The organism is Vibrio sp. Vb0349 (assembly GCF_033338975.1).
This window is the reverse complement of record NZ_JAWOTS010000004.1, coordinates 142,251-168,716: the sequence shown is the minus strand read 5'-3', so window position 1 is coordinate 168,716 and position 26,466 is coordinate 142,251. Positions and strand designations below refer to the sequence as shown.

The 26,466-nt window shown below is 41.9% G+C and carries 22 protein-coding genes and 1 pseudogene; 4 read left to right on the top strand and 19 right to left on the bottom strand.

Annotated features, from left to right (window positions below):
- Window positions 1–13 precede the first annotated feature (13 nt).
- From mnhG to R7Q47_RS07120, 9 genes are all read right to left on the bottom strand, one after another.
- Complete coding sequence (gene mnhG / locus R7Q47_RS07160) at window positions 14–307, bottom strand: monovalent cation/H(+) antiporter subunit G (RefSeq protein WP_005373314.1); 294 nt, start codon at window positions 305–307, stop codon at window positions 14–16.
- Window positions 307–585 (bottom strand): cation:proton antiporter, encoded by a 279-nt coding sequence (locus tag R7Q47_RS07155; protein ID WP_005373317.1) that lies wholly within the window; start codon window positions 583–585, stop codon window positions 307–309. Before R7Q47_RS07155 ends, mnhG begins: the two co-directional genes overlap by 1 nt.
- A complete protein-coding gene (locus R7Q47_RS07150; RefSeq protein WP_104976188.1) occupies window positions 578–1,054 on the bottom strand; it encodes a Na+/H+ antiporter subunit E in 477 nt (158 codons plus the stop codon). Before R7Q47_RS07150 ends, R7Q47_RS07155 begins: the two co-directional genes overlap by 8 nt.
- The gene (locus tag R7Q47_RS07145) at window positions 1,051–2,547 is read right to left on the bottom strand and encodes a Na+/H+ antiporter subunit D (RefSeq protein WP_318088804.1); all 1,497 of its coding nucleotides are present in this window, start codon (window positions 2,545–2,547) and stop codon (window positions 1,051–1,053) included. Before R7Q47_RS07145 ends, R7Q47_RS07150 begins: the two co-directional genes overlap by 4 nt.
- Window positions 2,544–2,897, bottom strand: coding sequence for a Na+/H+ antiporter subunit C (locus tag R7Q47_RS07140; protein ID WP_017633704.1), 354 nt, complete (start codon window positions 2,895–2,897; stop codon window positions 2,544–2,546). The genes R7Q47_RS07145 and R7Q47_RS07140 overlap by 4 nt, the downstream gene beginning before the upstream one ends.
- The gene (gene mbhE / locus R7Q47_RS07135; protein WP_017820361.1) at window positions 2,897–5,566 is read right to left on the bottom strand and encodes a hydrogen gas-evolving membrane-bound hydrogenase subunit E; all 2,670 of its coding nucleotides are present in this window, start codon (window positions 5,564–5,566) and stop codon (window positions 2,897–2,899) included. The genes R7Q47_RS07140 and mbhE overlap by 1 nt, the downstream gene beginning before the upstream one ends.
- Window positions 5,567–5,730: 164 nt before the next feature.
- The gene (locus R7Q47_RS07130; protein WP_005373328.1) at window positions 5,731–5,922 is read right to left on the bottom strand and encodes a hypothetical protein; all 192 of its coding nucleotides are present in this window, start codon (window positions 5,920–5,922) and stop codon (window positions 5,731–5,733) included.
- 109 nt (window positions 5,923–6,031) lie between these two features.
- The gene (locus tag R7Q47_RS07125; protein ID WP_005373330.1) at window positions 6,032–6,967 is read right to left on the bottom strand and encodes a universal stress protein; all 936 of its coding nucleotides are present in this window, start codon (window positions 6,965–6,967) and stop codon (window positions 6,032–6,034) included.
- Between the two features lie 393 nt (window positions 6,968–7,360).
- Window positions 7,361–8,080, bottom strand: coding sequence for an SDR family oxidoreductase (locus tag R7Q47_RS07120; RefSeq protein ID WP_005373333.1), 720 nt, complete (start codon window positions 8,078–8,080; stop codon window positions 7,361–7,363).
- A gap of 135 nt (window positions 8,081–8,215) precedes the next feature.
- Between R7Q47_RS07120 and R7Q47_RS07115 the strand changes: the two genes are divergently transcribed.
- A complete protein-coding gene (locus tag R7Q47_RS07115; RefSeq protein ID WP_053349221.1) occupies window positions 8,216–9,124 on the top strand; it encodes a LysR family transcriptional regulator in 909 nt (302 codons plus the stop codon).
- 90 nt (window positions 9,125–9,214) lie between these two features.
- Here the strand turns inward: R7Q47_RS07115 and R7Q47_RS07110 are convergent, their stop codons facing one another.
- Complete coding sequence (locus tag R7Q47_RS07110; protein ID WP_154204271.1) at window positions 9,215–9,988, bottom strand: AraC family transcriptional regulator; 774 nt, start codon at window positions 9,986–9,988, stop codon at window positions 9,215–9,217.
- 99 nt (window positions 9,989–10,087) lie between these two features.
- Between R7Q47_RS07110 and R7Q47_RS07105 the strand changes: the two genes are divergently transcribed.
- Window positions 10,088–11,224 carry a multidrug effflux MFS transporter gene (locus R7Q47_RS07105; protein WP_154204270.1) on the top strand — a complete coding sequence of 379 codons (1,137 nt, stop codon included), beginning with the start codon at window positions 10,088–10,090 and terminating at the stop codon, window positions 11,222–11,224.
- A 204-nt stretch (window positions 11,225–11,428) separates the two neighbouring features.
- On the opposite strand, the gene R7Q47_RS07100 is transcribed toward R7Q47_RS07105, so the two are convergent.
- From R7Q47_RS07100 to R7Q47_RS07060, 9 genes and pseudogenes are all read right to left on the bottom strand, one after another.
- A complete protein-coding gene (locus tag R7Q47_RS07100) occupies window positions 11,429–11,932 on the bottom strand; it encodes a hypothetical protein (RefSeq protein WP_005373343.1) in 504 nt (167 codons plus the stop codon).
- A 31-nt stretch (window positions 11,933–11,963) separates the two neighbouring features.
- Entirely contained in the window at window positions 11,964–12,722 is a 759-nt protein-coding gene (locus tag R7Q47_RS07095; protein ID WP_005373345.1) for a hypothetical protein, read from the bottom strand.
- Complete coding sequence (locus R7Q47_RS07090; RefSeq protein ID WP_318088801.1) at window positions 12,715–14,871, bottom strand: hypothetical protein; 2,157 nt, start codon at window positions 14,869–14,871, stop codon at window positions 12,715–12,717. The genes R7Q47_RS07095 and R7Q47_RS07090 overlap by 8 nt, the downstream gene beginning before the upstream one ends.
- Window positions 14,872–15,773: 902 nt before the next feature.
- A pseudogene (locus tag R7Q47_RS26885) lies at window positions 15,774–16,341 on the bottom strand (DUF4150 domain-containing protein); the annotation flags it as partial.
- 147 nt (window positions 16,342–16,488) lie between these two features.
- A complete protein-coding gene (gene icmH / locus R7Q47_RS07080) occupies window positions 16,489–17,280 on the bottom strand; it encodes a type IVB secretion system protein IcmH/DotU (RefSeq protein ID WP_005373354.1) in 792 nt (263 codons plus the stop codon).
- Window positions 17,277–18,602 (bottom strand): type VI secretion system baseplate subunit TssK, encoded by a 1,326-nt coding sequence (tssK, locus tag R7Q47_RS07075; protein ID WP_154204268.1) that lies wholly within the window; start codon window positions 18,600–18,602, stop codon window positions 17,277–17,279. Before tssK ends, icmH begins: the two co-directional genes overlap by 4 nt.
- Before the next feature lie 11 nt (window positions 18,603–18,613).
- Window positions 18,614–19,114, bottom strand: coding sequence for a type VI secretion system lipoprotein TssJ (tssJ, locus tag R7Q47_RS07070; protein WP_005386118.1), 501 nt, complete (start codon window positions 19,112–19,114; stop codon window positions 18,614–18,616).
- Window positions 19,107–20,600, bottom strand: coding sequence for a type VI secretion system-associated FHA domain protein (locus R7Q47_RS07065; RefSeq protein WP_154204267.1), 1,494 nt, complete (start codon window positions 20,598–20,600; stop codon window positions 19,107–19,109). The genes tssJ and R7Q47_RS07065 overlap by 8 nt, the downstream gene beginning before the upstream one ends.
- Window positions 20,601–20,609: 9 nt before the next feature.
- Window positions 20,610–21,209: a hypothetical protein gene (locus R7Q47_RS07060; protein ID WP_017633753.1), complete on the bottom strand. Its 600-nt coding sequence runs from the start codon at window positions 21,207–21,209 to the stop codon at window positions 20,610–20,612.
- Between the two features lie 503 nt (window positions 21,210–21,712).
- Between R7Q47_RS07060 and R7Q47_RS07055 the strand changes: the two genes are divergently transcribed.
- Window positions 21,713–23,026, top strand: coding sequence for a type VI secretion system ImpA family N-terminal domain-containing protein (locus tag R7Q47_RS07055; protein WP_053304695.1), 1,314 nt, complete (start codon window positions 21,713–21,715; stop codon window positions 23,024–23,026).
- Window positions 23,027–23,053: 27 nt separating this feature from the next.
- Window positions 23,054–26,443 carry a type VI secretion system membrane subunit TssM gene (tssM, locus tag R7Q47_RS07050; RefSeq protein ID WP_248486438.1) on the top strand — a complete coding sequence of 1,130 codons (3,390 nt, stop codon included), beginning with the start codon at window positions 23,054–23,056 and terminating at the stop codon, window positions 26,441–26,443.
- The last annotated feature ends 23 nt before the right edge of the window (window positions 26,444–26,466 follow it).

The following is a 26,466-nucleotide window of genomic DNA, read 5'->3' as shown; positions in this document are numbered from 1 at the left end:
TCGACGCTAATGGTTAATCATTACGCCAAATCTTATATCCGACCTCTCGCATTGCTCTGCCGAGCAGGTGGGAGGCGACTGGCGCAGTGAGAACGATAAACAACATCGTACCGATAACCCGAGAGATCACGGTAACTTCAGGGAGTGAGAAAGCGACCGCTAATAACAAGCAGCTCACTCCGACAGTTCCAGCTTTGGTCGCTGCATGCATTCGGGTATACAAATCAGGAAGCCTTAGGACACCTAGACTTGCAACCAAGGTCAACAATGTTCCTAAGCATAAAAATAGTCCAATCAACACGTCCATTATTCTTTCTCCTTTCTTTTAACGATCAAACGTGCAAATGCGATCGTGCCGAGAAATGCGACCAAACCTAATGTAATGGCGATGTCTAACAGAGCGTCCTCACCGCTGTCTAAGGTGTAGACCGTAATAAATCCGATAGTGATAAATGAAATCAGATCTAACGCCACAACTCGATCAGCTAGCGTTGGTCCTAGAATTAAACGAGCAAAAGCCATAACAAAGCTGAGTAGTAGCCCAGAATAGGCAAAAGTGACCGTTATTTGCAGCCAACTATCCACGCGTCACCTCCAAAATTCGATGCTCTAACCCATCTTTAATTCCGCGAATAACCTCTTCATGTTCAGGTGCAAACATGGCATGAACGATAAGATACTTTTTATCAGCCGTAACATCCAAACTAAGCGTGCCCGGTGTTAAAGAAACCATGTTCGCCAGTAATGTGATTTCTAGATCAGAATCGACCTCCAGAGGGACATAAACGATATCAGGCTGACTCAAATGAGTAGGTGTCACGACGTCCCACACCACTTTCGCAACCGATATAACCATTTCATAAGCGAAGTACATCAATAACTTCAATGCAGATGCAAAACGTTGAAAATAGCTCGTTTTCAATCCAAATGGTTGACTCAACCTTAAAGCAAAAAAACCGACCGTAAATCCGACAACAAAATTCAGACTCGAATAGCTGCCGTTAAGCATCATCCACGCTAACGCTAAGAAAAAATTGAGGAATAGATAGATCATGCATTTCCTCCTAACACCACTCTGATGTATTCAGTCGGATTTAACAGTTGTTCTGCAGCTTGAACGGAAAATTGATAAAAAGGCTCCGCCACTAAGCCAATGATTAGCGTCAACGTTGTCAATACAATAATTGGAACGCAGTACAACCAATGTACTTTGGCCTGCAGAGTCTGTTCTGGCTTCTCTCTAAATGGCTTTTTCCAAAATGCCTCACTCCAAATTTTCGTCATCGAGTAGACAGTAAGCAACCCCACCAATAACGCGGTACCTGCTAACCAGTAATACTCAGCCTGTATGCTCGACTTGATGACCAATAGCTTTCCCCAGAAACCCGATAGCGGTGGGAAACCGGCCAGAGAAAACGCAGGGACAAGAAACAAGAACGACAACCAAGGCATAGCTTTATATACCCCACCCAAATGTTCAAGTTGACTAGAGCCATATTTGCGCTCGATGAATCCACCTATTAAGAACAAATTCGCTTTTACAATGATGTGATGAACAATGTAGAAAATGGCACCGGCTAAAGCTAAGGGAGTGTAAATAGCCAACCCCATGATCATATAGCCTATTTGGCTAATAATATGAAAAGAAAGAATTTTCTTAATGTCGAATTGGCTAGCCGCTCCTAAAACGCCCGTTAACATGGTTAGCCCTGCGACCCAAATTAACGTCGGTTGCCAACCACTCTCGGCGAGCGGAAATACCAAGGTAAAGACTCTTATCAACGCGTATACACCGACTTTAGTAAGCAACGCGGCAAACAGTGCCACCACACCGCTTGGTAACGTGTGATAAGAAGCTGGCAACCAAGCAAATAAAGGAAAGAGTGCCGCTTTAATAGAAAAGGCAAACAAAAATAGCGCGGACAGCATCATGTTGATGCTCAATTCATTTTCCCCTACTTTGGTGTAGAGATCGGCCAAGTTCAAGGTGCCCGTTGCGCCATACAATAAACCGATAGCAAGCAAAAATACCAGCGTCGAAATCAGGTTCAACATCACGTACTTTACTGCACCATCAACTTGAGTTTTCGTTGCATCTAACACCATTAAACCAAATGATGAAATGAGCATGACCTCAAACCAAACATACAGATTAAAAATATCTCCAGTCAGGAAAGCACCATAAACGCCAGCAAGCAACACGTGCATTAACGCATGGTAATTGCTATAGGAGGGCTTTCGGTGAAGGTCCGCCATCGCGTAGAAAACACATATCGCACCAATCACCGCCGTTATCATCACCATAGCAACGCTGAGGTAATCTGCGACAAACACGATACCAAATGGCGCACTCCACTGACCAAAAGCAACGGCTTGAATACCATTACTTATGATGTTTTCTGTGAGAAAGCCCGCAACGAAAAGGTTCGAAATCGCACTTACACCGCTCAACCACTCAACACTTTTTGTTGAGCGACGGACGAAGAAGATAGTCAACGCCGTACTCAGCGAGAGAACAACCGGTAACGTAAGCAAAATCGAACTCATTGACCCTCCTCAGAACGTTGCATTTCATCGACGTTTGCAGTTCCAGTGTCTTTATAAGCTCGATAGAACAGCATTAAAGCAAAAATAAGTAGTCCAAAACCGATGACTATCGCAGTTAAGATAAGCGCTTGAGGTAAAGGATTTGCCGCGCTATCTGGTGGTAAAAGAGCATTATCGCCAATCAATGGCGGCTCTCCGGGCGTCAGCCTTCCAGCGGTAAAAATAGCAAGGTTAACCGCACTACTGAGTAACATGATGCCGAACAAAAGGCGCAAGATATGCTTTTCAAGCATTAAATAAACACCTGCTGCGACAAATACTCCAACGACAACACTCCAGACTATTTCCATCACTCTAGCTCCTCATTAATACGAAGCAGCATACCCATCACGCCACCTATAACGGCAAGGTAAACACCAACATCAAAAACCAATGGCGTCCCTAGTGGTATCACGTCTTTCCACCACAGTCCGGTCAAAAACGGTTTATCAAACGCAAAGCTCAAAGCACCAGAAACTAAGCTCAATGCGATGCCAGATAACGCAATGAGAAACGGTTTGAAATACAACCTAGAACGAACGTATTTCGGTGATTCCGCGAACATGAGAAGTGATAAACCAATAACGGCAATCAACGCACCAATAAAGCCACCACCCGGTTCGTTATGACCACGTAACAACAGATACACTGAAAATACGAGCATGAGTGCCGAAACAATGTGTGCCGTGGTTGCAAAAATTAATGATTGGATACGATTCTGCTTTTTCGCTCTTGTCTTAAGCAAACTCACTGCAGCAATCCCTGCAATAACAACGACAACAACTTCTCCCAATGTATCAAATGCGCGAAAGTCGACCAGAATAACGTTAACAATGTTTCGCCCATGTCCACCCGGGACACTGTTTTCTGCAAAGAAATCTGACACCGAAGAGTCCATCGGCTGAGACGTGATTCCTAACAAAAGTAAAGTAACCGAAACACCTATCACACCTGCTATGCAAATATTCGCTACTTTACGTTTTATTGAATGCTTGGGCACGGTGGTTAGACGTGGCATATGACGCATTAACAATGCAAGAAAGACCACCATTAATGTTTCCACTAACAGTAAAGTCTTCGCAACGTCCGGGGCGCTATAAATCATAAAAACAAGCGTGGTCATGAAGCCAATCATACCAAGCGCAGAAATCGCAAGAAGTCTTGCGTGGGACAACGTACATACGAGCGCAGCACCAATCAACAATAAGGCAATACCAATCTCATAGAAAGTGACACTTGAAAGTTCGCCAACCAAAGGCAGAGGAATAAGCGCTACCTGACTCAGTAACGCAACGGCAAGTACCGTGAAAAATAATAGGACATAGCGACTCAATTTCTTTTGCTGTAACCGCGCCGTTTGCCACTTCGCCACTGTCATCATGCCATCTAATAGTCGTTCAAAAATATTCTCCGCTTTGGGGACGAATAGATGTAGCCGCTGAAAAAATGCAGACACAGTAGGATAAACACGGTACACCACATACCCCAACGCTAGCGTAATAACGCTTAACACTAACGGTACATTCACGCCATGCCATAGTGATGTCTCTTTAAGAGTTGCTGTGGGCAGAATGTCAGCAGAGCCCGGAAAAATAATATTGCGATCTAACCAATTCAAACCGAATAACGGAACTAGGAGGCTGCCAACTGCCAAGAGCAAAGGCGAGATCCACATGGCTTTTTTTGTCTCAACTGGCTTAGTTTCAATCGGCACGAGATCACGGCGAGCAAAGAATGGTCTCGCAATAAGCATAATGGTTAGCGCGACCATCAGTATATTCACGATTAAAAGTACAAAGGCGATCCAGTTATTGAGCTCTACTGCGGACTTGTACATGTATTCTTTGCTCAAAAAGCCTAACAACGGCGGGAACCCCGCTTTAGACAATGCAGCCAAACTCCCCGCAACCATGCTGATGACGAGAACTGACTTCAGGCCGTACAATTGATCAATATCTCGTGTTCCTGTCGCTTTGTCGATATTACCCACCACCATAAACAGCGCAGCTTTATAGAAAGAGTGAGCGAGAATAAACATCAATACTGCACTAACGGCCAAATCTGTGCCCATACCTAGTAATAATGTTAATTTACCCAAAGCAACATTCGTGCTGTAGGCTAGCATCAGCTTCAAGTCAGTTTGTTTTAATGCGACAAATGTGCACCAAATGGCCGTGATACTCCCAGTGATGACTAAAGCATAAAACCAGATCTCGCTGTGGGCATAAACTGGCGATAAACGTGCTAATAGGTAAATGCCTGCCTTTACCATTGTTGCCGAGTGTAAATACGCACTGACCGGAGTGGGAGCTGCCATCGCGTTAGGTAGCCAAAAATGAAACGGGAATTGCGCAGATTTAGTAAATGCACCGAGTAGTATGAGCACTAGAGATGGGATAAACCATTCATGCTGCGCAATAGTGTCTGCCTGCTCGATAATGGTATTTAGCTCATAACTCCCTGCCATTGCTCCCAGCAAGATAAGACCAGCTAGCAACGCTAGTCCACCAGCACCGGTAACAATCAGCGACTGCAAGGCGTTTTTCCGAGACGTTTTATTTTCGTGATTAAACCCGATCAGTAAGTAAGAAGTGATGGTGGTGAGTTCCCAGAAAACAAATAACAACAGAATGTTATCGCTCATCACAATCCCTAGCATGGCAAGCATGAATAGGGTTAGATACAAATGAAAGGAAAACCGGCTATCACTTTCTCGTAAATAAGCCAAAGCGTAGATTTGAATCAGTGCGCCAATCCCACTGATCAGTCCCGCAAAAAGAAATGAAAGACCATCTAATCTAAAGCTAAGGTTGATATCGAGGCTTGGTATCCATTCCGCATTCCAGCTCACGCCTGCAGGAGTATAGATATAGAAGAGAAAAGAGAAGATTAAAACTGGCAGCGCAGGGAAAATCAGTAAGACCAACTGATTATCTAGGTTTTTCGGCAGGTTTTCTTTACCCGTTATGTTATTCAACATCGCAGCCCATTCGTTATTATAAGAAGATACGCCCTATCCGGCGCAAATGACAAACTCCACTGTATTGTTTTAGCCCAAGCGCTTCAAAAACGATCATGAAACCAAGGGAAAAGTAGCAAACAGTAATCACTGAGTGCTACTTAGAGGAACGCCGATACAAACCGCTATTTGCTGTCTGCTACGGCATAAGAACGTAGGTCACTACTTACGTGTTCTTGGCTGAATGTATATGGATTATCGTCATCAGCTAACTCGAATGCATCGTAGGTGCAGTCACCGATATCATTTCTCGGACAAACATAAACATTCGAACGTTCTATCATTTCTGTGTGGCATTTCGGGCATAGGTTTTTCATGTCACTCTCCTCTGATAACTTATTGATACATTGATAATTCCATGTTCTAGAGATCCATCTCCCTCCTTTACCTAAAACATCACTTAAACCCAACTTTGTTACACCCCAATTACTGAATCGGTGAGACAAAACCATCGGGCTTAAGAGCGACCAAACTACAGTTAATCGATTGCAAAATATTTTCAGCCGTATTACCAATGACATAGCCAGATATACCAGTCCTCGCTAAGGTACCCATGACCAACACGTCTACCTCAATACTTTCTACGTAATCTGGAATCTTTTCGTCGGGTTTTCCATGCAGGTGGTGAATCACAATTTCACCTGTAATCCCAGACTCCTCCAACAGCTGTTGCAGAGCTTGTTTATGATCGGCTTTTGCCTTGTCGAGTTCATGTTTCAACTCAGCATCATCGACTTGAATCCAAGCGTTACCATTTAGGTAGTTTTCTAAGTAATACTCCCAGCAAGAAATCACGTGTAAACGACTATCGCAGGTGTCGGCAATCGAACGCGATAATTCGAGTAAACGCACGGCTAATGAGTGCTGTTCATCGCTTGCCGTTAATGGGTCGATAGCCACAGCAACACGGCGCTTATCTCTTGGCTTATCAATTGGTCGGTGCAACCAAAGCGGACAAGGGCATTTTCGTAACAGAGTCATATCAATAGCTTTGAAACCCTCAGCACCTTCACCGAGCGGTTCAGCTTCTTTGATGATGAGATCTTTGTTATCAGCTAATGCTTCTTGAATAATACAGACAGCGGGCTTTTCACTGCTTTTCACAGTAAGAGGAAATGCGAGATCCTCTTCAGAGAGTCCCAGCTTCTGTCTGTATTCGTGAATACTTTGTTTGAGGGAGTCTTGCAGCGATTGCTCATAACTTTGCTGATACTGGATCATGTCTGTTGGGAAATCAGGACACGCTATTAGCCCTGAGACAGGCACTTTGTTGCTAGATGCAATCCTCATCGCTTGTTCGAGGGCGTCACTATGGCCTGGCAATCCTTGTGTTGCAAAAAGTATGTTTGCGAATCGTTTCATACACACCTCCTTGTTTGGTTAAATATTAACCACCCACAAAGTATAATACCTAACGGATAATTGTAACGGCTTGTGACGTTGATGAAATCAATTCTCATTAAGAGACGGATATTGCTTCATTTTGTTTTACGTCACACTCTCCTTTCTTCACAACTATCGCCTTCGACCTAAATAAATTCCGCTACCTAAAGTTGAGACCAAATAAAAACCCAAATTACTCAAAGTTTTTTCTCACCTTGAGTAACTTGGGTATAAGCAATAACACACTTAGTGTCCGGATTTAAATGGATGACCTAAATTTTCACGCAACTTAGTTTAAAGATGCCATCTCAATCACGAATCGATATGCAAAGCTTTACGGCTTTAGTGACCTAAAATCGCCGTAACTCAATGTTAAGGTTGTTGTTTTGTCGGTGCCAAAGCAATTTCACGAACACATACACCTTGCGGTTGCTGATAAGCAAACAGCACTGCTCGTGCAATGTCGTCTGCGGCCAACACACCGCCCATATCCACCTTCCAAGCGTCATAGCCATCTTTAATATCTTGAGACGTTGTATGTGAAAGTAATTCCGTTTCCACTGCACCAGGTGCAATCGTCGTAACGCGAACATTCGATGATGCAACTTCTTCACGTACGTTTTCAGAAATAGCATGAACCGCAAATTTGGTACCGCAATAAGCAGCATGATCAGGGAATGTTTTCTTGCCCGCGATAGAGCTGATGTTAATGATCGTACCACTGTTACGTGCTTTCATAGGTGCTAGGACGGACTGCATGCCATTGAGTAAGCCAATTACGTTCACATCAAACATGCGCTTCCACTCCGATGCTTCCTGAGTATCTATCTGACCGAGAAGCATAACGCCTGCGTTATTTACAAGTGCATCTACCGGACCATACAACGCTTCAGCTTTCTCAATTGCAGCCTCAAAAGAAGCTTTGTCGGTCACATCTACCTTTTCACAAAGCGTATTTGGTAAGTTTAATGCTTCCAAACGTTCTACACGTCTTGCTAACAAAAGAAGAGCATGGCCCTGTTCACTGAAGTGACGTGCAATCGCTTCACCAATGCCTGAACTAGCGCCTGTAATAACAATTAACTTTTTCATTTTGAATCCTTAATAGAACGGTTTACATCAGTGGCGGTAAGTTTAAGAAAACTTTGTTTGTTGATATATACCGACCTAGTTGAAACACTGTTGTTATACTGCAACAATACTTTTTTGAATTATGAAGAAGTCATCATGCAAACACACATCAACCTTGCGGATATTCGCTCTTTCGTCCTAATCGCTCAACTAGGAAACTTCACGAAAGCAGCAGAGCAACTTGGCGTTTCTCGCTCACACGTTTCACGTCAAATAACAAATCTGGAGCAACAGATTGGTGTCACTTTGCTACAAAGGACCACTCGAACACTGAACCTCACCGAAGCAGGCAAGGTTCTGTATAAACAGTGTGAAACTGCCCTTCACAATATTGATCAAGCTGTTATGGCAGTGGTTGATGATGTAGAAGACTTAAGAGGTGACATTCGTATCAACTGTGTGGGGGGCTATTTAGGAGAAGACGTTGTCGCAGATATCGTTGCTCAATTTCTAATCCAACACCCACAAGTGAGCATTAACTTAGATTTTAGTAGCCATCGTGTCGATTTAATCGCAGATGAATTCGATATCGCTTTTCGAATGGGAAAGTTAGACGACTCCAACTTTATCGCTCGCAAACTGATCGATGTGGAAATGGGGACATACGCAAGCCCAAACTATTTAGAAACATATGGCTATCCTTCACATCCAAAGGACTTAGAAAAACACGTTTGTTTGACAGGTAGTGTGACACGGTGGGCATTTGAGAACACGAATACAAAGCAGTCAACTGAACACCAGATACGTGGACAGTTACGATGTAAGAGCGGCAGAGTAATGATAAAAGCAGCCTTGGCGGGAAATGGCATCATCCGTGTGCCAACACTTTATTGCCAACAAGAACTCCAGACAGGCAAGCTAAAAGAAGTGTTTACCGACTGGAGCATTCCGAGTGTGGAATTTTCACTCCTTTATCATCACGACCGACATCAACCAAAACGCATCCGAGCCTTTGTTGATTTTACCACGCAATACTTTCGCAAACTGCAGAGTAAAGACAAGTAACCTGCATGTTGGTACCTGCCTATGTATGTTTTATAGGCTGAGCCTGCGAACCTGGGGTTTGTTCTAGAAAGAGTGTGAGCATTTTGACGCTTAAGGCTTGGTTTTCATAAACGTCAGAGGTGTTTGTCCAGTTTGCTTTTTGAAAAATGCAATAAAAGCACTGTCTGACGAAAACTCCAGCCAATCGGCAGCTGCGCTGACTGGCATGCCCGTTGATAACAATTCAACGGCTTTTAAAAGCCTCCACTGTTGCCGCCAATCTTGATAATTCATTCCCGTTTCCGACTTAAATAATCGTGTTACCGTCTTGGTGCTTGCCCCAACTTTGCTTGCAAGAGCAGTAAGCGAAGGAGCTAGAAATGAAGGTTCAACCAACTCTCGACGAAACGTTGTTAAGCGCCGATGCGATGGCAAAGGCAACTGAAACGAATAACGTTTCGCAGCATAAAACTCCTCCCAAAAAAGCGCCGTCGTATTTACCATCTCGCTGCTAGGCTTATCCCACTCCCAAAATGACATTTTATCAATAAGAGCTTGGAGTAAATTATTCACTTCTATCATCGTGATCTTACTCGGACAGGCAAACTCCTCACAATCAAAATACAAAGATCGATACGCCACCACATTCGTCATTAGTGCACGATGCGGCGTATTAGGTGGGATCCAAACCGCCTTTGTCGGTGGCAAAATACAAATCGAGTCTTCCAGAGCAAAACTGATACAACCTTGAGGTGCGTACAATAACTGCCCTTTCTTGTGCATATGCATACCTGAGTCGTGCTTGCCAATATCCGCAGCAATTCCCACTACACAATTAGAAATTTTGTCTGCATCAAATTGTGTTTTTTCGTTAATAAGCGCCATTTTGTCCGAATGTTGATGTATTTGGTTTTTATGTTGTTATTAGATCAATCATAGCCTCATTTATACTGCCCGCCAACTTCATTAACGATGGGTAACAATATGAATACTAAGCCCTCTTTATGGCTCATGCTGGTTATGTTGATGTTTCCGCAAATTGTAGAAACTATTTATAGCCCAGCGCTGAGCTCAGTCGCTCTTTCATTTGATGTAAACCACGCACAAGCAGCCCAAACATTGTCGATTTACTTCCTAGCTTTTGCCATTGGCGTTGTAGTTTGGGGAGTTCTCGCAGATAAACTGGGAAGAAGGCCCACCATGCTTATTGGGCTCTTTATCTATGGTTGCGCATCTTTACTCGCAACTCAAACCGAAAGCTTTGCTGTTGTCATGGCCGCGCGAGCCCTAAGCGCATTTGGTATCGCGGTAGGATCCGTTGTCACACAGACTATGCTTCGTGACGCGTTTGACGGTCAAGAACTGAGTAAAGTCTTTAGCTTAATGGGGATGGGTATATCAATCAGCCCGGTAGTTGGCATGCTATTAGGCGGGCAGCTTACAGCGCTTGGTGGATACCGTTATGTGTTTTTTGCCTTGTTTTTAATCGCGTTAGTATTGCTCGCTTACAACGTTATTAAGCTTCCTGAAACACAGAAGGAACAGACACCAGTACGGTTGCATCAACTTAGCTGGAAAATGGTAAGAGACGCGCGAATTTGGCGCTCAGGATTACTGGTTGCTTTGTATAACATTGCTCTATTTTCTTATTACCAGCTTGGCGCATTTACTTTCTCAGTACTTGGGTATAACTCCGAACAATTTGGATACAGTGGCATGGTACTGGGGTTGGGCACTCTGCTTGGGAGTTATTTAAACAAATCCCTAGTGTCTAAAAATGTTCGAAAAAGCCAACTACTTTGGCTCTCAGCAGTATTGCTTAGTTTGGGATCAGTCGGTGTGTTGATTCTGAGCCAATCAATCTGGTTTGTTGCTCCAATGGTGTTAGTCGTCATGTCTTACGGGATTGCGATACCCAACATACTCAGTGATGCACTCGTTAATTATAAACAACAGGTTGGCAGCGCAGGCGCTTTATTTGGGCTCATGTACTACATCATAATCGGGACGGGATTAGCGATGGCTGGAACAGTACAAAACTTAGGTGTCGTTCTATTATCATGTAGCTGTTTAGCAATTTTATTGGCGTTTTCTACAAAACAAGTTCATACCGACTTGTGACCAGATACTACGCATTGCTTGCCTAATCTTCCGAAGATTGGTCTACATCTTTTCTAACGGTTAACTAAAACGTAAATAAAAAGCGCCTTTCGGCGCTTTTTATCTGAACATTTCTTATCCAAACATCTCGAGTAAATTTTATAGAAAAGCTAACTTTTTATTACAATGAATTTTATTTAGGCTCTCACCGGAATCTATTGCTATTTAACCCCAAGCTTCAAACTCATTAGGCTTTACGTGTTTTATTTTTAATCTAACGTTGGGATCCAGAGCTGTTTCAGTTCCCAATTCACAGTAGTACTCAACAGCATTTTCATCTTCAATCATGTCAACGAAGCTAGCAACGACACTCAACCGTCCACCACCTCTAGTCAATGAAAAGTACGCATTCTTGTTTTCATTTACTTCAAATTTCAAAGGAATGAATTCAGGTTCTTCAAGAGAAATATCTATCCATTTATAGTTATCTAAACTCTTCCCCTTTCGTGGGGCATAAACTGTTTTCAACCCATTTTCGTCAACAACGAAGTACATCGAATTCTCGGCTTGATTAAAACAAGCTTTCAAACTGCCACCTTTATTTTCTAAATCACACGTAAATATGACAGAATTTTGGTTGCAGCTTGCACTTACAAAATTTGAAAACGACACAATAAATGAAAACCCGACCATCACAATTGATTTATAAATTTCATTGAATTTAAGCATTTCAACTACATTAAAAATAAAAACAATATATTCACTTTATATTAAAATAGTCTTCATCAGGGAATTTTTCGTTGGTTTTGTTAGTACTATACTTTCCATTATATGGATTAATCGTCAGTTCTTCACCATTATTATCAAACTTAAACTGCCTTCCATCAAACTCTCCCTTTATCCTTAAACTTACTCTACCTTCAATAATCTCAACATATTCATATCTTGATGAAAAACTATTCCAGCAAACATCTCGCCTATGTTCGTCATAATTAGCAGAAAAAACTATTGTAGAAGAACAATAATTCTCTTCTCCATTTCTATTCCAATACAAAATCCTATCTTTAGGTATGTTCATATTAAAATTATCTCTCTGGAAAATGTAAGACAACACGCCAGTATAATTATTATTAGCGTTTTTTATTATTTTACCATTATCTCTGTCCAATAATGTATGATCGATAATATCAAAACCATAATCGTAAATGTCATAACTAAGGTTCAAACTACCAATCTCTTTTGGAACTTCTTTTTTTTCTGTGTCAAAAATAAAGTATGCTTCGCTGTTTATATTACCATTAGTCAAGTCAACCAAATAAAGCTCTTCATTCAATTTAATTAAATCGCTTGTGCCACATGAGTCAAAAAAGCTAAAATCATATGAAGTTCCATTTGCTTTTAGAGAATATTGACAAAAAGGCCCCTCAGCCTCTGTGAATTTTTGCTCTTGCGTAATACTGCTTTCCGCAAAAGAATATGTTGATAAAAAGATTAAACTAAATGTAATCATTTTATTCATTTATCATTAACTCCAGCTTGTGATGTAAACTCTTACTTCTTTTATAGTAATTTTTATTGATCATTGAACTATCCTTAAGATAAAACTTACTAAAGTCATAGTTATCGGATATTGAATTACAATTAATCAACTTTGAAAGTTTTAATAAGTTATTTTTTCTCTCTAACAAATGATTGTAACCACCATTTACTGAGATCGTTACACGAAATAGATCATTCTTGGTAGCGAATGGACGAATATCTCCCCAAGCACTACCTTTTACCCAAAACCACCCTGAAGAATCTACTGCCGTGTGTAAATCTTTAGCAACGCTTTCTACCATTTCTTTTGTAAGATCTTTAGTATTCACACCAAAGTATTTAGCATAGTTTTCTATATGTGTTATCTGTAATAAACCACGTCCATGATAGAATGCACCACCTCTGTACTTATTCCATTTCTCTGGATATTTCCCGTTATAATAGTACTCTTCCGTCGTTTTGAAAAAATCACTTTCTTGAAATGCTTGAGACAGAAAGTGGATTTTATTCAAACAATCATCGATTTCATACGTCCTAAACATGTCATTCAAGCTATTTAATAACTCTTCTAAAGAAACATTTCTCATACTGTCATAATGAGAGTTCTCAAAAATAGTTTCTTTTCCACCTAAGACTTCAAGTAAAAAACTCTTGGAAATATCACGATTACAGAAACATTTACTTTGGGTGTGATTTCCTACAAAAGGCCAATAATGCCAAAGGCTCTTATCATCGCTTAGTTGCAAATCACCTTGTAAATCTTGCATCCATGAGAACTTATCTGCTCTTTCCAGTTCGAATTGCGAGAAAAGATCAAAGCTATCCATCACTTGATCGCACCATGGGGAGTTACGGTAGTCCTCTATAGTCACAAAACCAGCGGAGCACTTAATATCTAGAGCTTCCTTTGCGGTCTGATGGATTGATTCATAAAGACTTTGTGACGACTCTGTATGCCAATCTGTAGGATGTTTCACAATAAATCGCTCAAAGTGTTTACGCTTACCGTCTAAGTATACTTTGGCATCGCGAGCAGTGAACGAGGAGAAGTCCGTTACTTGATCTTCTGTCACAGATTCAAGTAATTGCTGAATAAACGAATTACTCATATCAACGGCACCGCTACTATCGGCCCCATCGAGAACAACAAGTGGATTTTCTTCCGCATTTTTGGGAGAAATCTGTTTTTTGAAAAATTCGGGCGGCTCCTCAAAAGAGAACATCTCGATATGCACACGATTATCTTCTTTCTTAGTTCCAATTGCATCGTTACTGTACTCATGCAGTCCCATGTAACCGATATCTTCCCCAGCTGAAACCTTTATCCCCTCTCTAAATAGGAGTGGGAGTAAAGAAACCACACTACCGTCCCTAATCATTGCCGCCTTGTCCGACATCCATTTAGGTTCTGAAACTGGTTCTGATAGGACAGCAGAGGAATCTTCTAAAATGTCAAAGTCACTATTGAGACCCGAAGCAAACCAAACAATCTTGTTTAACAGTGCTTTTTCGCTACCACTTGCCGATTTACCATTCTCTACCACACGGCACTTTATCATTTTGTAGGTATTTTTGTCGATCTGGTATGGATGGGTCTCCTCCTCTTCTGCATACAGGTATTCAAGTAATGTTCCTTTAGACATCGACTGTTTTTTTTCACCAGAATTAGTAGGCACATCACTATGTTTGAAAGTGCGTACATTTCTCGCTTCTTGTAAACGGTAACGCGTGGTTATAGATGAATTGGCGCCAATATCTGAAGGTGGCGCAAGGTGCATATAAAGTGTATAGAACTTAAATACATCTTCATTATCTTCGGGGTTTACAGCCTCATGCTCGATAAGCACAAAGTTATTACTATACTTAAACTCTTGCTCTTGGTACGTTGATGTTAGGTAATCAGGATTTATGCGAAATGCCACTATTTTTCCATCAAGCATCGCTTGAATAGGTCTGAGCCCTTTCCCCCACGGTAACATTTTTGATGTTAAGTGAATGCCACTATGCCAACCGTACCCTTGTCCTATTAAATAACGACCGCTCTTAGCTTGATCAAACAATTTCGTAAAATCACTGAGCGTGTAGTAAGCGTCACCTTCTCGCTGCGCTATCGGAAAAACTGCATCCATGATTTAAATGTCCTAGTCAGAAAAGTTATCGTCAAAAGTGACAAATGATGGGCGGTTCAAGTTGTTTGACTTCGTGTACACCACCGCATTAACCCTACCTAAATTAGTAGCAAAGCTAGATTGGCTCGCTATGTTAACGGTACTCCCAAGGGCCATTGCCGATATAGAAATTAGGGTGTCATTTTTGGTTTCGAAAATTTGGCTAATGACGTCAGGAAGTGCTTGTTTGAAGTGGTTAAGTGCTTTTTTATAACCGTTTATACCCTCTTCAACAGAACTCAACGATCTTGCAGAAGCTTGGCTTTGTATGAAATCTAAACGACCGATGATTTCACTGTTTAGCTCATCGATGTATGAACAGATTTGATTGTTTATCAACGTCCATAAAACAAACTGCAAATACTTCACAGTATTCCCAGTCCCTAAAAAGCGAAGCTTCGCTAATAATTCATAGGGAGGCTCAAACACATCAGCTTGATATAAGACTCTCAATATATCGCCATTTTCGTGCACTTGCTCCAAGAGCAGTTCAACTAAAGGTTCATATTTCTCTAGCGCAGTAGTATCAGTTTGGATGTGATAAAGTGCCGAAACATAAGCATCAGAAAAGTCTTTAGAGTGATTTTGACTAATCGCATAAGGAGACGATATACGGCTTTGCTCTAACACAATGTCTTTAAAGTCATCATCACTGAAGGATGGGGACATCAATATCCCCCAGTCATTAGCAACCCCAACACGATCTTCCCAAAATGGTGAGCGGCGACCTGCGACAAACGTACAAAAATCATTCGGATCAGGGTAAGTTTCCGTCACAATATTTTCAGCTAAAGATTGGTTCGGGGTGTAAGAGTCTTGAGTTTCACTGAGCACTAACTTGCATTCTTTTAGAGCGAGACCATTAACAGATGCTTTTCCGCTAGAATCCAGCACTCCACTCCCAATGACAGCACCTGAAGGTTCGACTAAAGAAAATTGTGCATTAGAGTAAGGGAGCCCATTTGGATATTTGCATTCTATATCCAGCGTATACGTCCCTTCCTGCTCTTCAGTCACAGAAACCGATGGGTTTTGTGCGCCACCCAAACACATCGTGTTGGCTTTGTTCATGGTCATTTGATCGGACAGACGACATACGCCCTTACCTTCAAATTTAACCGTTGGTGAGGCTGAAATGAATTTTGCTTCAGCTTCTATCGTGCCAGAGGAAACGCCTTTTCTGTCACCGCCCGCATCGCCGGTACTTTTTGAGAACGTACTGCCCTTGATAGCGACACTGTTACCGCCATCCATAGAGACTGTCGTAGTCCCACCAGCAAGGTCTGCTGATTTAGCATTGTTGCCATAAGGGATAGGGACGACTGGCTTGCCGACCTTAGTTAAACAAACATCTGGGAGCGTTGCATTCGCTTCACCACCTGAGCCTTTATGAACTATCGAAAGTCCATTCGCACCAACTGTTACGCCCATAACCAATCCATTTGAATTTTATTGATTGAATGATAAAAGAGATCGCAAACTGCAATCTCTCTAAATAACTAGTGAATTTCACTAAAAAACCAGTGATATTCACAATAAGCCCTAAAACTGGCAGAAGATCTCATTTTAGATCTCTGGTTATCTATACATTTCAAGCAGTTGCTGAAATTTTAAGTCTATGACGATGTAGGTTGCCGCATACATAAGCGCAAACGTCATAGCACTAAGACTTAAGATCAGCTTGGGTGAAATTACCCTTTTTAACGGCTTCTTTAGATATTTAGCTTTAAGGTTGATTAAAGAAACTTTTTCTTGTTCTGCTAGGCGGTCATCTCGCACTAATCGATAAATGGTGCTGCCAATTTCCGCTAACTTTTCGTTACCACGCTCTTCACGGCCGTACTTGCCTTGGAAACCAAGTTGAAGCAATAAATAGAGAAACTCTATAACGTGACGGTATTTGCGAGGGTCGGCTTTTAAGCGGTCGAGAATAACGAAAAACTTGTCACCACCAGATGTTTCGTTATGGAATTCAGACAGTAAGCTGTTCTGGCTCCAGTGACTATTTGCTCCCCATTCTTGCCGACAAACAGATTCATCAATCGCCGCACACAAGCAGTAACGAATAACAAGAACCGAAGCACGATCGAGCTCCATTTCATTAAGTTTTCGTTCACCTTTTCGAATCTCACGTGCCACTTGTTCACGAAATGGCATCGGGTCATCAAGCCAAGGGATCGAAGACATACAAGACAGACTGGCGATCAACCATGAGAACTGGTCCACTAGCGGGTTAATACCCATGTTATCGATAGATAGATCTTGTACTGCGATGTTTCTCGACAAGTCAGGCGCTGGCATTACCTCCATTGGTTTGCCAGGCTCTGGTTGGAATAAGACTACGGTGACGTCGGTTTCTGCGTAACTCATAGACGAACGGCCCAAAGTTGCAATGATAAGTTAGCGAAATCGCCCGCAACGTGAATCGCAATCGCAGCAGTGTTCTTCAATGCCATCCACTCTTCGCCCGTTTTATCGAGCTCGAAATAGGTGTAGCCAGCGTGATACGGCAGCGCGCGTGGCACAACTGGCATTGGTTTGATCTCAATCCCAGGCAGTTGAAGGTTAATCAAGTCACGTATGTTATCGATAGAACCGATCTTCGTTTGGCTGACAAACTGGGTATGCAGGACATCCAAGGTCACGTCAGCTTTAACTGCGAGGATAAAGGTCGTCGTATCAATGATCTTATTGTCAGGGATTGCTGCCGTTCTGATGCCATAGTTCTGATCTTTTAAGGTCAGTGGAATTGCTCGTTGCTCAGACATCACGCTCAATGTCATTTTCGCACTGTCTAGGACGCGAGAAAGACAGCTAGTAAGATCACCATGATTGTACTTCGTAAACTCAATAGGTCGGCGTGTCGTTGAGCACAGCGTCGAAAGCTCACCTTCTGCCTGAAGAAGAATTCGATACAAAGACTCAGGATGCACAGCTTCTGTGCTTGCGAAATGCCAAAACAAGGGTTCGTATCGGTTGAGCGCTTGCAATAGCATAAAGTCAGAAACCGATGATACGCCTTGTTGATCCACCACCCCTAATCGCTGAACTATCGATTCCGCGCGATGCTTCAACATAGAAGCAAACTCGGTCGCAAATTTACTCAGTACTGTCGACGCATGAATATCGATACAGGTAGGAATGAAACTATCATCTAAGATCACGCTGCCATCAGGCTTCACTTCTGAGATCTTTAAGATCGGAATAGACGTGTAAGCACTCTTATCTTCATGATCGTACATTAAGCAAAAGTTAAGCTTACCGACGACGATATTTGCCATGTCTTCCGAATCATAACAAGCGTCAACCGCTTCTTGAGATTCCATCGTATAGCGCGCACCGTCTTTTTTGGTACCAAACAACTCAGAACGTTCCGATGGTAACGGACAGCACAAATAAACGACTTTATCGGCAATCGAAGGATCTACATCTTTCACTTCAGGCAGCTCGGCAAGCAACGGAAGCTCAAATGGTGTCCGGTCTTGTAAAATACCTTCAGCACGAGTAATACCGATTTTACCCAGCGCTAGTAACTGAGAGTTGATTTCTAAACGTTTAATTCCCCAATGCAAAGGCGACGCATTGGCGCTCAGCATGCTCGAAAGTTTACTTTGTGAACGATCGAGTTGTTGAAAATGCTGCGGCTTCATGAACATTCCATCTTGCCAAACAACTGGATTGTATAAAGACATGTTTCTATCCCTTAAAAGTAAACCTGTTCAATGCCGCGAGTGTTATCAGAAATTAACTCACTGCCCTCTAACTTGAGCTTGATGTAGTACTCGCTCTTCTCTTCAATAACTTCCACTTTTCGCCATGACGAACCATCAATATCACGAAAAGCCACTGAAAAACCGACGGCACGAGTGTCAGGGTCTAGCGTTAGCATTTCATGAACTTTTCCACCTGGCTGTATTTGATATTCGTAACGTTTGATGTACTCATCACCCAACGACGCTTTATCGCTCTCAAACAAGGCAAAGAAATCTAAGCTTCGGAACAATACTGGCGAACTTAATTCGTGAAGACGGAGAATAACTGGAGATGACTGGCCCCCATTTCTCACATTGAGTACAGGTGATGCCTCAATAACCAATTCAATCGACGAAGTTTCTGGTGTGATACCCGTGGACTCTTTAAATTGATCCCACATGGAACAACCGGACAACATGGCAAATCCGAGTAATACGGCGATACTACGCATGGTTTCCCTTAATCACTTTGTTATAGTTTTTCTTAATCAGCCCTTTTAAGGATGTTTCATTAAGCAGGCGACGATTATTAGTGTAGAAATCTAGGTATTCGGCCCACAGCTTTGACTTAGTTGAGAACAAAGACTGGCTAGCGACCCTGTTAGCAAATGCTACGGGATCGTTCGTTTCAGACTGTTCTAAAACGAGCTCATTCAGTGCTTTGTTAAACATAACTTGGTGATCGTTCAGCTCATCGAGCATTTGTTCAACCAGTTCATTTGGAGCCAGTAATTGCTGACTATTCAAAGTGAGCATTAGCTCTGCGATGTTCGAGTTAGCCTCACTCGCACTCTGCTCATCTTTTAACGATTCCACTTCGTGCAACTCTTTCTGTAGGTTATCAATACATAAACGCAAGCAAGTGCCCATTTGCTTGAATAACTGCGCCTCGTTTGTCATCAACTCTGGATTTCGAATACCCAAACCATCAAAAAACGCTTGCGCTATATCTTGAGAGCAAACGGCCGCATCAGTATCGACTTGTGCTTTCGTCGTGGTGTTTATCGCATGCTGTGCCGTAGGTATTTGAAGTTGCTGATTAGTGTTAGGAGAAGGCGTAAAAGATTGGGTCATCTCTTCCCATTTTGACCCTGTATTAGCCTGCTCTATGACCATCTCAGTTACATTAGGCGTACGATGTTGTCTTTGAATCGCGCTATCTGGGGCTACTGTGCCAGGTTGCATCACCTCAGCTGAGGCAATATCGGCTCTATGTGGCTTACCGCTTTCTGGCGCTAATGCGTCATTGACTGATGCGTTACTCTTGGTTTCCGCAGCCATCCAGTCTTCAGGGATTAGGCTTGGTTGATCAAATTCGGAATATATACTGAAACTGTCATCGACCACCTGACGCGTGCTTTCCACGGTTCTAGGTTGTTCAGATTCTGTACGCTCATTATCACGAATTAAGTAATCGTCATCTCGCTGCATCGAAAAGTTAAGGTGAGCAACAGGATCATGACAATCAATGTCATCCTGTTTAGTCTCCATAAACAAATCTTCTAAGGCACCGACTTTTTCTTCCTCTTCGACAACCGCATCTCCTAGACTAACCAGAGGATCGCTAGATACTCGCTCAGGAGCAATATCAGCGGCGATGTCTAGTGTTGAGGTAACGTGCTCAAGAGAAACACCAATCTCATATTGCCCTAAAGAAATGATGTCGCCATCAACTATCGCAACGGGTTGATTTTTTAGTATTTTATTCCCATTTACCATTGTGCCGTTAGTTGATACGTCACTTATATAGTAGGTATCTCCATACACGCTGAGCAAACAATGAGTGCCCGAGATAAAGCGGTTGTGATCGGCTAAAGACACGCTACAGCTTGGGGAACGACCTATCGAACCACCACTTTCAGGCATTTCAATATGCTTTGCACCGGTGTATTCCTCTGGACACTTTGAGATAAATAAAACTAGCTGATTTGAGTACATTTACGAACCTCAAAAGAGCAAAGAAACTGATAGTTCAAGCCCACCAATTCCATCATTTACAACCGGAAGGATATAAGAGGCCTGCGGGATAATTTGTATATGGGCGTCAGGATTACTGCCTAACTTTATAGCAGTACCAAGGGTCACAACCGCACCTAACTCAAACTGGTCGATGTCTTCAACACTCTCATAACGATAGCCCTCTTGGTCTACTTGCCAGCGATTAGAATATTGCGAGTAACCGACAGACAAGCCCGCACCAACGTATGGCGTGAAAACACTCCAAGAAGTCAACGCATATTGAGGAACAACACGAAGTTCATAGTTCGTCGCTTCTTGATATAAGCCGTTTGCTGGCGCTTCAATATCTTCTGCTAGATAGTTTAGCCCTAACCACCAACGCCAACGGTTATTGTTTTCATCAATAGGACGAGTATGAACCAAGCCGAACCTAAGCGTATCCTGCTCACCACTTTTACCTTCATCGTATTTAATGCTATCGATAGTCAACATACTGGTAGAGAGTCCATATCGCTCCCCTTTTGCCATTGCAACAGAAGAAAATAGACACATGGCTGAAATCAGCCCAATTTGACTTGGTTTTAGCATTTCGTCCCTCTAGGAAAACCGATATTCTACTTAGAGGCGAAAGATATCAATTATATTCTCTTTTTCAATAAGCCTAAAAAAACACCTATAATTTAATACATTTCAACTATCAGGTTGGTTGTTTTACCTACAAACAAAAACTAAAGAACCGACTACAGATTAAGTGACGAGACAGTAAATCTTTCTATTTAAATAGAAGTAACAGAATTTGATTGCTAATTGAACAAAACGTAATCTCCGATAACAATTTAGTTACTTTTTAATCAACGTTCTCATCTTCATATATAAGTTTCTTCTTATAAATAGACTTAACTATTGATATTAATATTATGAACAAAGATCACACTAAAAGTAATTTAATTTCTTTTAATGAATTTTTATTATCTAATCCGCTTATTTTGTCTATAGAATTGCGGCAGATGTGCACTGCTTATAATTTAATATAACAGTAGTGAAATCCTATATAACTTAATACTTCTATATGATCAGTTGGAACTTTCCTTATGTTTTTTACCGACTTCGCTCGAAGACCAATCGATGAAAATAACCCAAGCGGCTCTAATCCTAATGGTTCTGAGGATTTTGACGAAATTAAACGTCAAATAAACAACCTGAATAAAGTCACAGGGAGAGTCTCGTGGAAAACGGTTCAAACACTCTCAAAAAAGATCTTGAGTACCCAAGCGAAAGACCTACGTTGTTGCTGTTACTTTACCGTTGCATCAACCTATAACGACGGCTTAAGAGGCCTTGTCGAAGGGTTAAACTCAATACTTGATGTATGTGTCGTATATTGGTTCAACGCGTATCCAGAGCATTCAAAGTCAAAGGCACGAATGAGCGCTATTGAATGGATGGTAGAGCATACTGAAAAACGAATTAATAAGCATCGGGCGTTACCAGAAGAGCTTCCATTGATAGAGGCAGCACATCAATTATGCTTGAGGATTGAGGAAGAGCTTCGTCTTCATTACGGTATTGAAGCGCCGTCACTAGGTCGCATTCGCCGTATTTTGAATCAATGGATTGAGCAGATAAAAGAACAACAAATTGCGGCTGAGTTACGCGAGAAAAAACAAGCCAACACTAGCGCTCCTGCAGCAACGCAGAAGGCACCTGAAATTAAAGTGAATGTGTCTCCCTCTCCGGTACCGGTGTCATCACCCAACCTAAATAGCCAAGAGAAAGCATCACCGGCAAAGTCTGGTCGATTTATGATCTACTTCGTTATTGGTTTGATTGTTACTGCGATATGTTCACATTTCATGTACGAGCAACAACGTTATCGAACATTGGAACAAAAAATTAATCAAGCTTCACTTAATGAACTTGTAAATTTGGTCGCCTCGTTAGATTACGAAAATAAAAAATATGCTCAGTCATTGAAAACGCAGGCGATTAATCGTGTCGATATTATGATGAATAACTGGTTTTTAGACTCGGCAAAAGTAAGTAACGTCAGCGAGCTCGATAGCTTGACCAATGAATTAATCGCGATCTATCCGGATTCGTCTTCTGCACAGCAGCTACGTCAAAACTTTTTGACACAGAGCGCCCATTTAGAAGACCAGTTTATGGATGTTTATAAGCGATTCTCAGACGCAAGAACGGTGTTTGCCAACGTAGCTAGACAGAATGTAGATAAGAACTCTGAAAAGGCGTACGAATACAGTAACTCGTTATTCCCGCTTTTAGGTCGTATTGAATACGCTGAAAAGTATTCACAGCAAAAGGAAATTGACCGCGCAACCCTTTTACTGAACATCTACCTATATAAATTGAGTCAGCTACAAGCTGAAAAAACTGACAATAAATAACAATACAATTAAAGAAGTTTTAGGCTTATGTTCAAACAAAAACTGTTTAGAAATCCAGTGGTGATTTCTACCATATTAATGTTTTTAGTGGCTGCAATTATCACCACTATTTATCTGCTTTTTCTTGACGAAATCGATCAACTTTATCTTTGGCTGACCCTTGGTGCTATCGCCATTGTTTACGTCATTTTTCAATTCACATTATGGTTGAAGAAAAAGAACAACGCTAAAGCTCAACATTTGGAAACCGAGGAAGAAGCACTTTCTATGGTTATCCAGCCTCTTCTTGCTAACTCAGGCAAGAGACCAATTTACCTGATGCTTGGTAATAAAGGGTCAGGGCGACGTCAATTTTTATTTAATTCTAGTGCAATTAAACCGATGGATCGCACTAGAACCGCTAAGAATGACTTTTTTGAATGGTACGAATCTGACAGCGCTGTATACATCAAACCAGACCAACGCTTAGTGTTCCAGGAAGTATCAAGCAGTGATGCTTCTTTATGGAATACGTTCATTGAAGAAGTTATTCATCATCGACCTAGAAAGCCATTTTCTGGGTGTCTATTCTTCATCGATTTCGAGTTCATGATCGTCTCTGAACCAGAACAAAAAGAGTACACCATTTCGTCGTTATTGGCGCGCTTGAGTACCATCAACTCTAAAACGTCTTCAGCATTGCCAATCTATTTGATTATGTCAAAGCTAGACAAGTTAGATGGCTTTAAAGAATACATGCACTTTAGCTCTCTCAAGACACGTGTTGAGTTCCTCTCTATCCCACTAAAAGAAGCCAAAGGTGTATTTGCAGAGTACTACCGCGATAGCTATCGAAATCTAGTGAGAGTGCTTGAAAGTAATGCGCTAGATGCATCCGCTAATTCAACGGACATTGATGAGAAACAAGCAATACTCGCTTTCCCTAAGCAGTTTGAGCTATGTCAGTCTGAAGTCAGCTATGTGCTTGAGCGTCTATGTGATGTTAACAACGGTGTCTATTCACTAGACATCCGTGAGATTTTCTTTAGTTCGAGTCTGCAAGGCGGTCGCAAGTACAATTTACTTGCAAAAAGTTGTAGTAATTACTTCAACTTACCTATTATCGCGTCAGAGCATACTCAGTTAACAGAAACGCCTTATTTCTCTCGCTTTCTGATTGATTCACAAATATTGCCGGAAAGCGACTTTGCGGGCGAAAACAAGACGTATCTTCGTCTAATTCAGAGACAAAGCCGTTTGGCAATACTCGGCTCTATTATCCTGCTTACTGGGGGCAGTTACTTCTTTTTCACGACATTAGACAGTAACTTACATGTGATGAATCAACTCTTGAGTATCGATGACAAATCGCAAGTGGAGCAAGATGCAAGATTCGATGAGCTTTTAGCGAAGGCGACGAAAGCAATAGAGCCTTCTTATGGGGCGTGGCTTAAAGGTTCTAAGGCTTTGGATGAAGAGATATTACCACTCAACATTAGCCGTTTGGATCAAAGCACTCGCATCGCTTACGAAGCTTTACTTAAGGACGTTGCTCAACAGTTAATACCTCTTATTGAGAAAGGTTACCGTCTACAACTGACACAAAATCAGAACACTTTTACACGCGCTTTACCTCTATTGAAGGGGTATCTAATGCTAAACGATCCAACAAAGCGTGATATCCGTTTTTTGCGTCATCAAACTCTCCAAATGATGAACGATTTAAGCAACCAAAGTGACGTCGTCAATCAGGCGATGCGCTATTTGGACGCTTACTTTCGCACGCAGTTTGATCCAATTGATATCAATATGGATCTTGTTCGCGCAACACGTCGCTCATTGCTAGCAAATTCGAATGTTGATCTCGTTTATGCAGGCATTTTAAACGAAGCAAATTCGATTGATTTAGGAACCCTAGATCTGCAACGAGCTGTGGGTTTTGAGTTTAGCAATGTATTCAACACACCAATCGATAGTGAACGCTTGATCGTAGATAAGATCTATACCTCCACTGGCTTTAGCACTTTTTATCGACCACGCGTGGACCTAATGTCACAACAAGTCATCAGTGACAACTGGGTTTTAGGTCTGTCACAACACGTTATTCCTACTAGTGAAGAACAAGAAGCCTTCAAAGAGGAAGTACGTAAAAAATATACTGACGACTACATCAGTAATTGGCGCAATGCGCTGAGTGAACTAAAAGTCCAGAACTATGACAATGTCGGCGATCTAACGAACGCGATAGACTTAATCTCGGGCCCTTCTTCACCAATGACAACCGTACTGAAGCAGGTCTATGCCAACACACAATTTTCACCCGTTGGTGAAAAAAATGCTCTGATTTCAAAACTAGACCCGAAACTCGTGGCAGCGGCAGACTCCGCATCAGACGCAGTAGAGGAAGTAGTTAAGCCTGATTACTTGTTGATGAAACGTGTTGAACAAGCTTTTCACTTATTAAACCAACTTCAGGTCAGTGAAACACCAAACTCCCCTACTCCTTGGGATGAGACCGTAGCTGCGTTAAGCCGTGTTCGCACATATATGAAAGACATAGCTGATGCACCTGACCCGCAAATGGCGGCGCTAGCGGCAGCTCAGCATCGAATGAACAGCAGTGAAGCTGACCCATTAATCAAACTTAAACAGATTGCCCAAAAATCACCGGAACCCGTTCGTAGCTGGTTGTTAGATGTGGTTCAACAAAGCTGGTCAGTCATGATTAAAGAGTCCGCTAAAGGCATTCAAACCCAATGGTACAGCGAGATTTACACCAAGTTTAAAGAGATAGGGCTGGGACGATACCCATTTGATCTAACAGCGACCGAGGAAATCTCAATTGAAGATTTTGAATTACTGTTTGCTTCAGGTGGCTTGTTAGACACATTTATTCAGAAAAATTTTGCACCGTTCTACGATACCAATTTGTGGACGCCAAAACAGGTGGATGGCGAGACGATGCCAATCTCTCCGGCTCTGTTAGTGCAACTGCGTAACTATAACGTTATTCGAGACACATTAATTAATAAAAGCACTAACCGCGTTCATATTCCGTTTAGTGCAAGAGTACTCGATCTTGATTCTAGTGCGATTAGAGCGAGCTTAAAAATTGCAGATACCAATATAAGTTACTACCACGGTCCAAGCCGCATTCGTGAAATGGCATGGCCACCGCAAAATGGTGACTTCAATATTAGTATCACACTCCAGGATGTAACCGATGAAGGCAGACAGCACGTTTTAAATAAGAGTGGTCAATGGGCGATATACAGATTGCTAGGTGACTCGACCTTGACAAACACTCATAACGGCAGCTTTGTCAGTGACATAAAAGTGTCAGGGAGGGACTTGAGCTTACGCATCACTCCGTTGACACAGAAAAACCCATTCACTCTTGCTGAGCTGTATAACTTTACGCTCCCAGAGTCGATTTAATAACAATATAAAAACAAAATAGG

What these genes read in the sequence shown, in the direction of transcription:
- mnhG (WP_005373314.1), bottom strand. Translation starts at nt 307, where the DNA reads ATGGACGTGTTGATTGGACTATTTTTATGCTTAGGAACATTGTTGACC.
- R7Q47_RS07150 (WP_104976188.1), bottom strand. Translation starts at nt 1,054, where the DNA reads ATGATCTATCTATTCCTCAATTTTTTCTTAGCGTTAGCGTGGATGATG.
- R7Q47_RS07145 (WP_318088804.1), bottom strand. Translation starts at nt 2,547, where the DNA reads ATGAGTTCGATTTTGCTTACGTTACCGGTTGTTCTCTCGCTGAGTACG.
- R7Q47_RS07140 (WP_017633704.1), bottom strand. Translation starts at nt 2,897, where the DNA reads ATGGAAATAGTCTGGAGTGTTGTCGTTGGAGTATTTGTCGCAGCAGGT.
- mbhE (WP_017820361.1), bottom strand. Translation starts at nt 5,566, where the DNA reads ATGTTGAATAACATAACGGGTAAAGAAAACCTGCCGAAAAACCTAGAT.
- R7Q47_RS07130 (WP_005373328.1), bottom strand. Translation starts at nt 5,922, where the DNA reads ATGAAAAACCTATGCCCGAAATGCCACACAGAAATGATAGAACGTTCG.
- R7Q47_RS07125 (WP_005373330.1), bottom strand. Translation starts at nt 6,967, where the DNA reads ATGAAACGATTCGCAAACATACTTTTTGCAACACAAGGATTGCCAGGC.
- R7Q47_RS07120 (WP_005373333.1), bottom strand. Translation starts at nt 8,080, where the DNA reads ATGAAAAAGTTAATTGTTATTACAGGCGCTAGTTCAGGCATTGGTGAA.
- R7Q47_RS07115 (WP_053349221.1), top strand. Translation starts at nt 8,216, where the DNA reads ATGCAAACACACATCAACCTTGCGGATATTCGCTCTTTCGTCCTAATC.
- R7Q47_RS07110 (WP_154204271.1), bottom strand. Translation starts at nt 9,988, where the DNA reads ATGGCGCTTATTAACGAAAAAACACAATTTGATGCAGACAAAATTTCT.
- R7Q47_RS07105 (WP_154204270.1), top strand. Translation starts at nt 10,088, where the DNA reads ATGAATACTAAGCCCTCTTTATGGCTCATGCTGGTTATGTTGATGTTT.
- R7Q47_RS07100 (WP_005373343.1), bottom strand. Translation starts at nt 11,932, where the DNA reads ATGCTTAAATTCAATGAAATTTATAAATCAATTGTGATGGTCGGGTTT.
- R7Q47_RS07095 (WP_005373345.1), bottom strand. Translation starts at nt 12,722, where the DNA reads ATGAATAAAATGATTACATTTAGTTTAATCTTTTTATCAACATATTCT.
- R7Q47_RS07090 (WP_318088801.1), bottom strand. Translation starts at nt 14,871, where the DNA reads ATGGATGCAGTTTTTCCGATAGCGCAGCGAGAAGGTGACGCTTACTAC.
- icmH (WP_005373354.1), bottom strand. Translation starts at nt 17,280, where the DNA reads ATGAGTTACGCAGAAACCGACGTCACCGTAGTCTTATTCCAACCAGAG.
- tssK (WP_154204268.1), bottom strand. Translation starts at nt 18,602, where the DNA reads ATGTCTTTATACAATCCAGTTGTTTGGCAAGATGGAATGTTCATGAAG.
- tssJ (WP_005386118.1), bottom strand. Translation starts at nt 19,114, where the DNA reads ATGCGTAGTATCGCCGTATTACTCGGATTTGCCATGTTGTCCGGTTGT.
- R7Q47_RS07065 (WP_154204267.1), bottom strand. Translation starts at nt 20,600, where the DNA reads ATGTACTCAAATCAGCTAGTTTTATTTATCTCAAAGTGTCCAGAGGAA.
- R7Q47_RS07060 (WP_017633753.1), bottom strand. Translation starts at nt 21,209, where the DNA reads ATGCTAAAACCAAGTCAAATTGGGCTGATTTCAGCCATGTGTCTATTT.
- R7Q47_RS07055 (WP_053304695.1), top strand. Translation starts at nt 21,713, where the DNA reads ATGTTTTTTACCGACTTCGCTCGAAGACCAATCGATGAAAATAACCCA.
- tssM (WP_248486438.1), top strand. Translation starts at nt 23,054, where the DNA reads ATGTTCAAACAAAAACTGTTTAGAAATCCAGTGGTGATTTCTACCATA.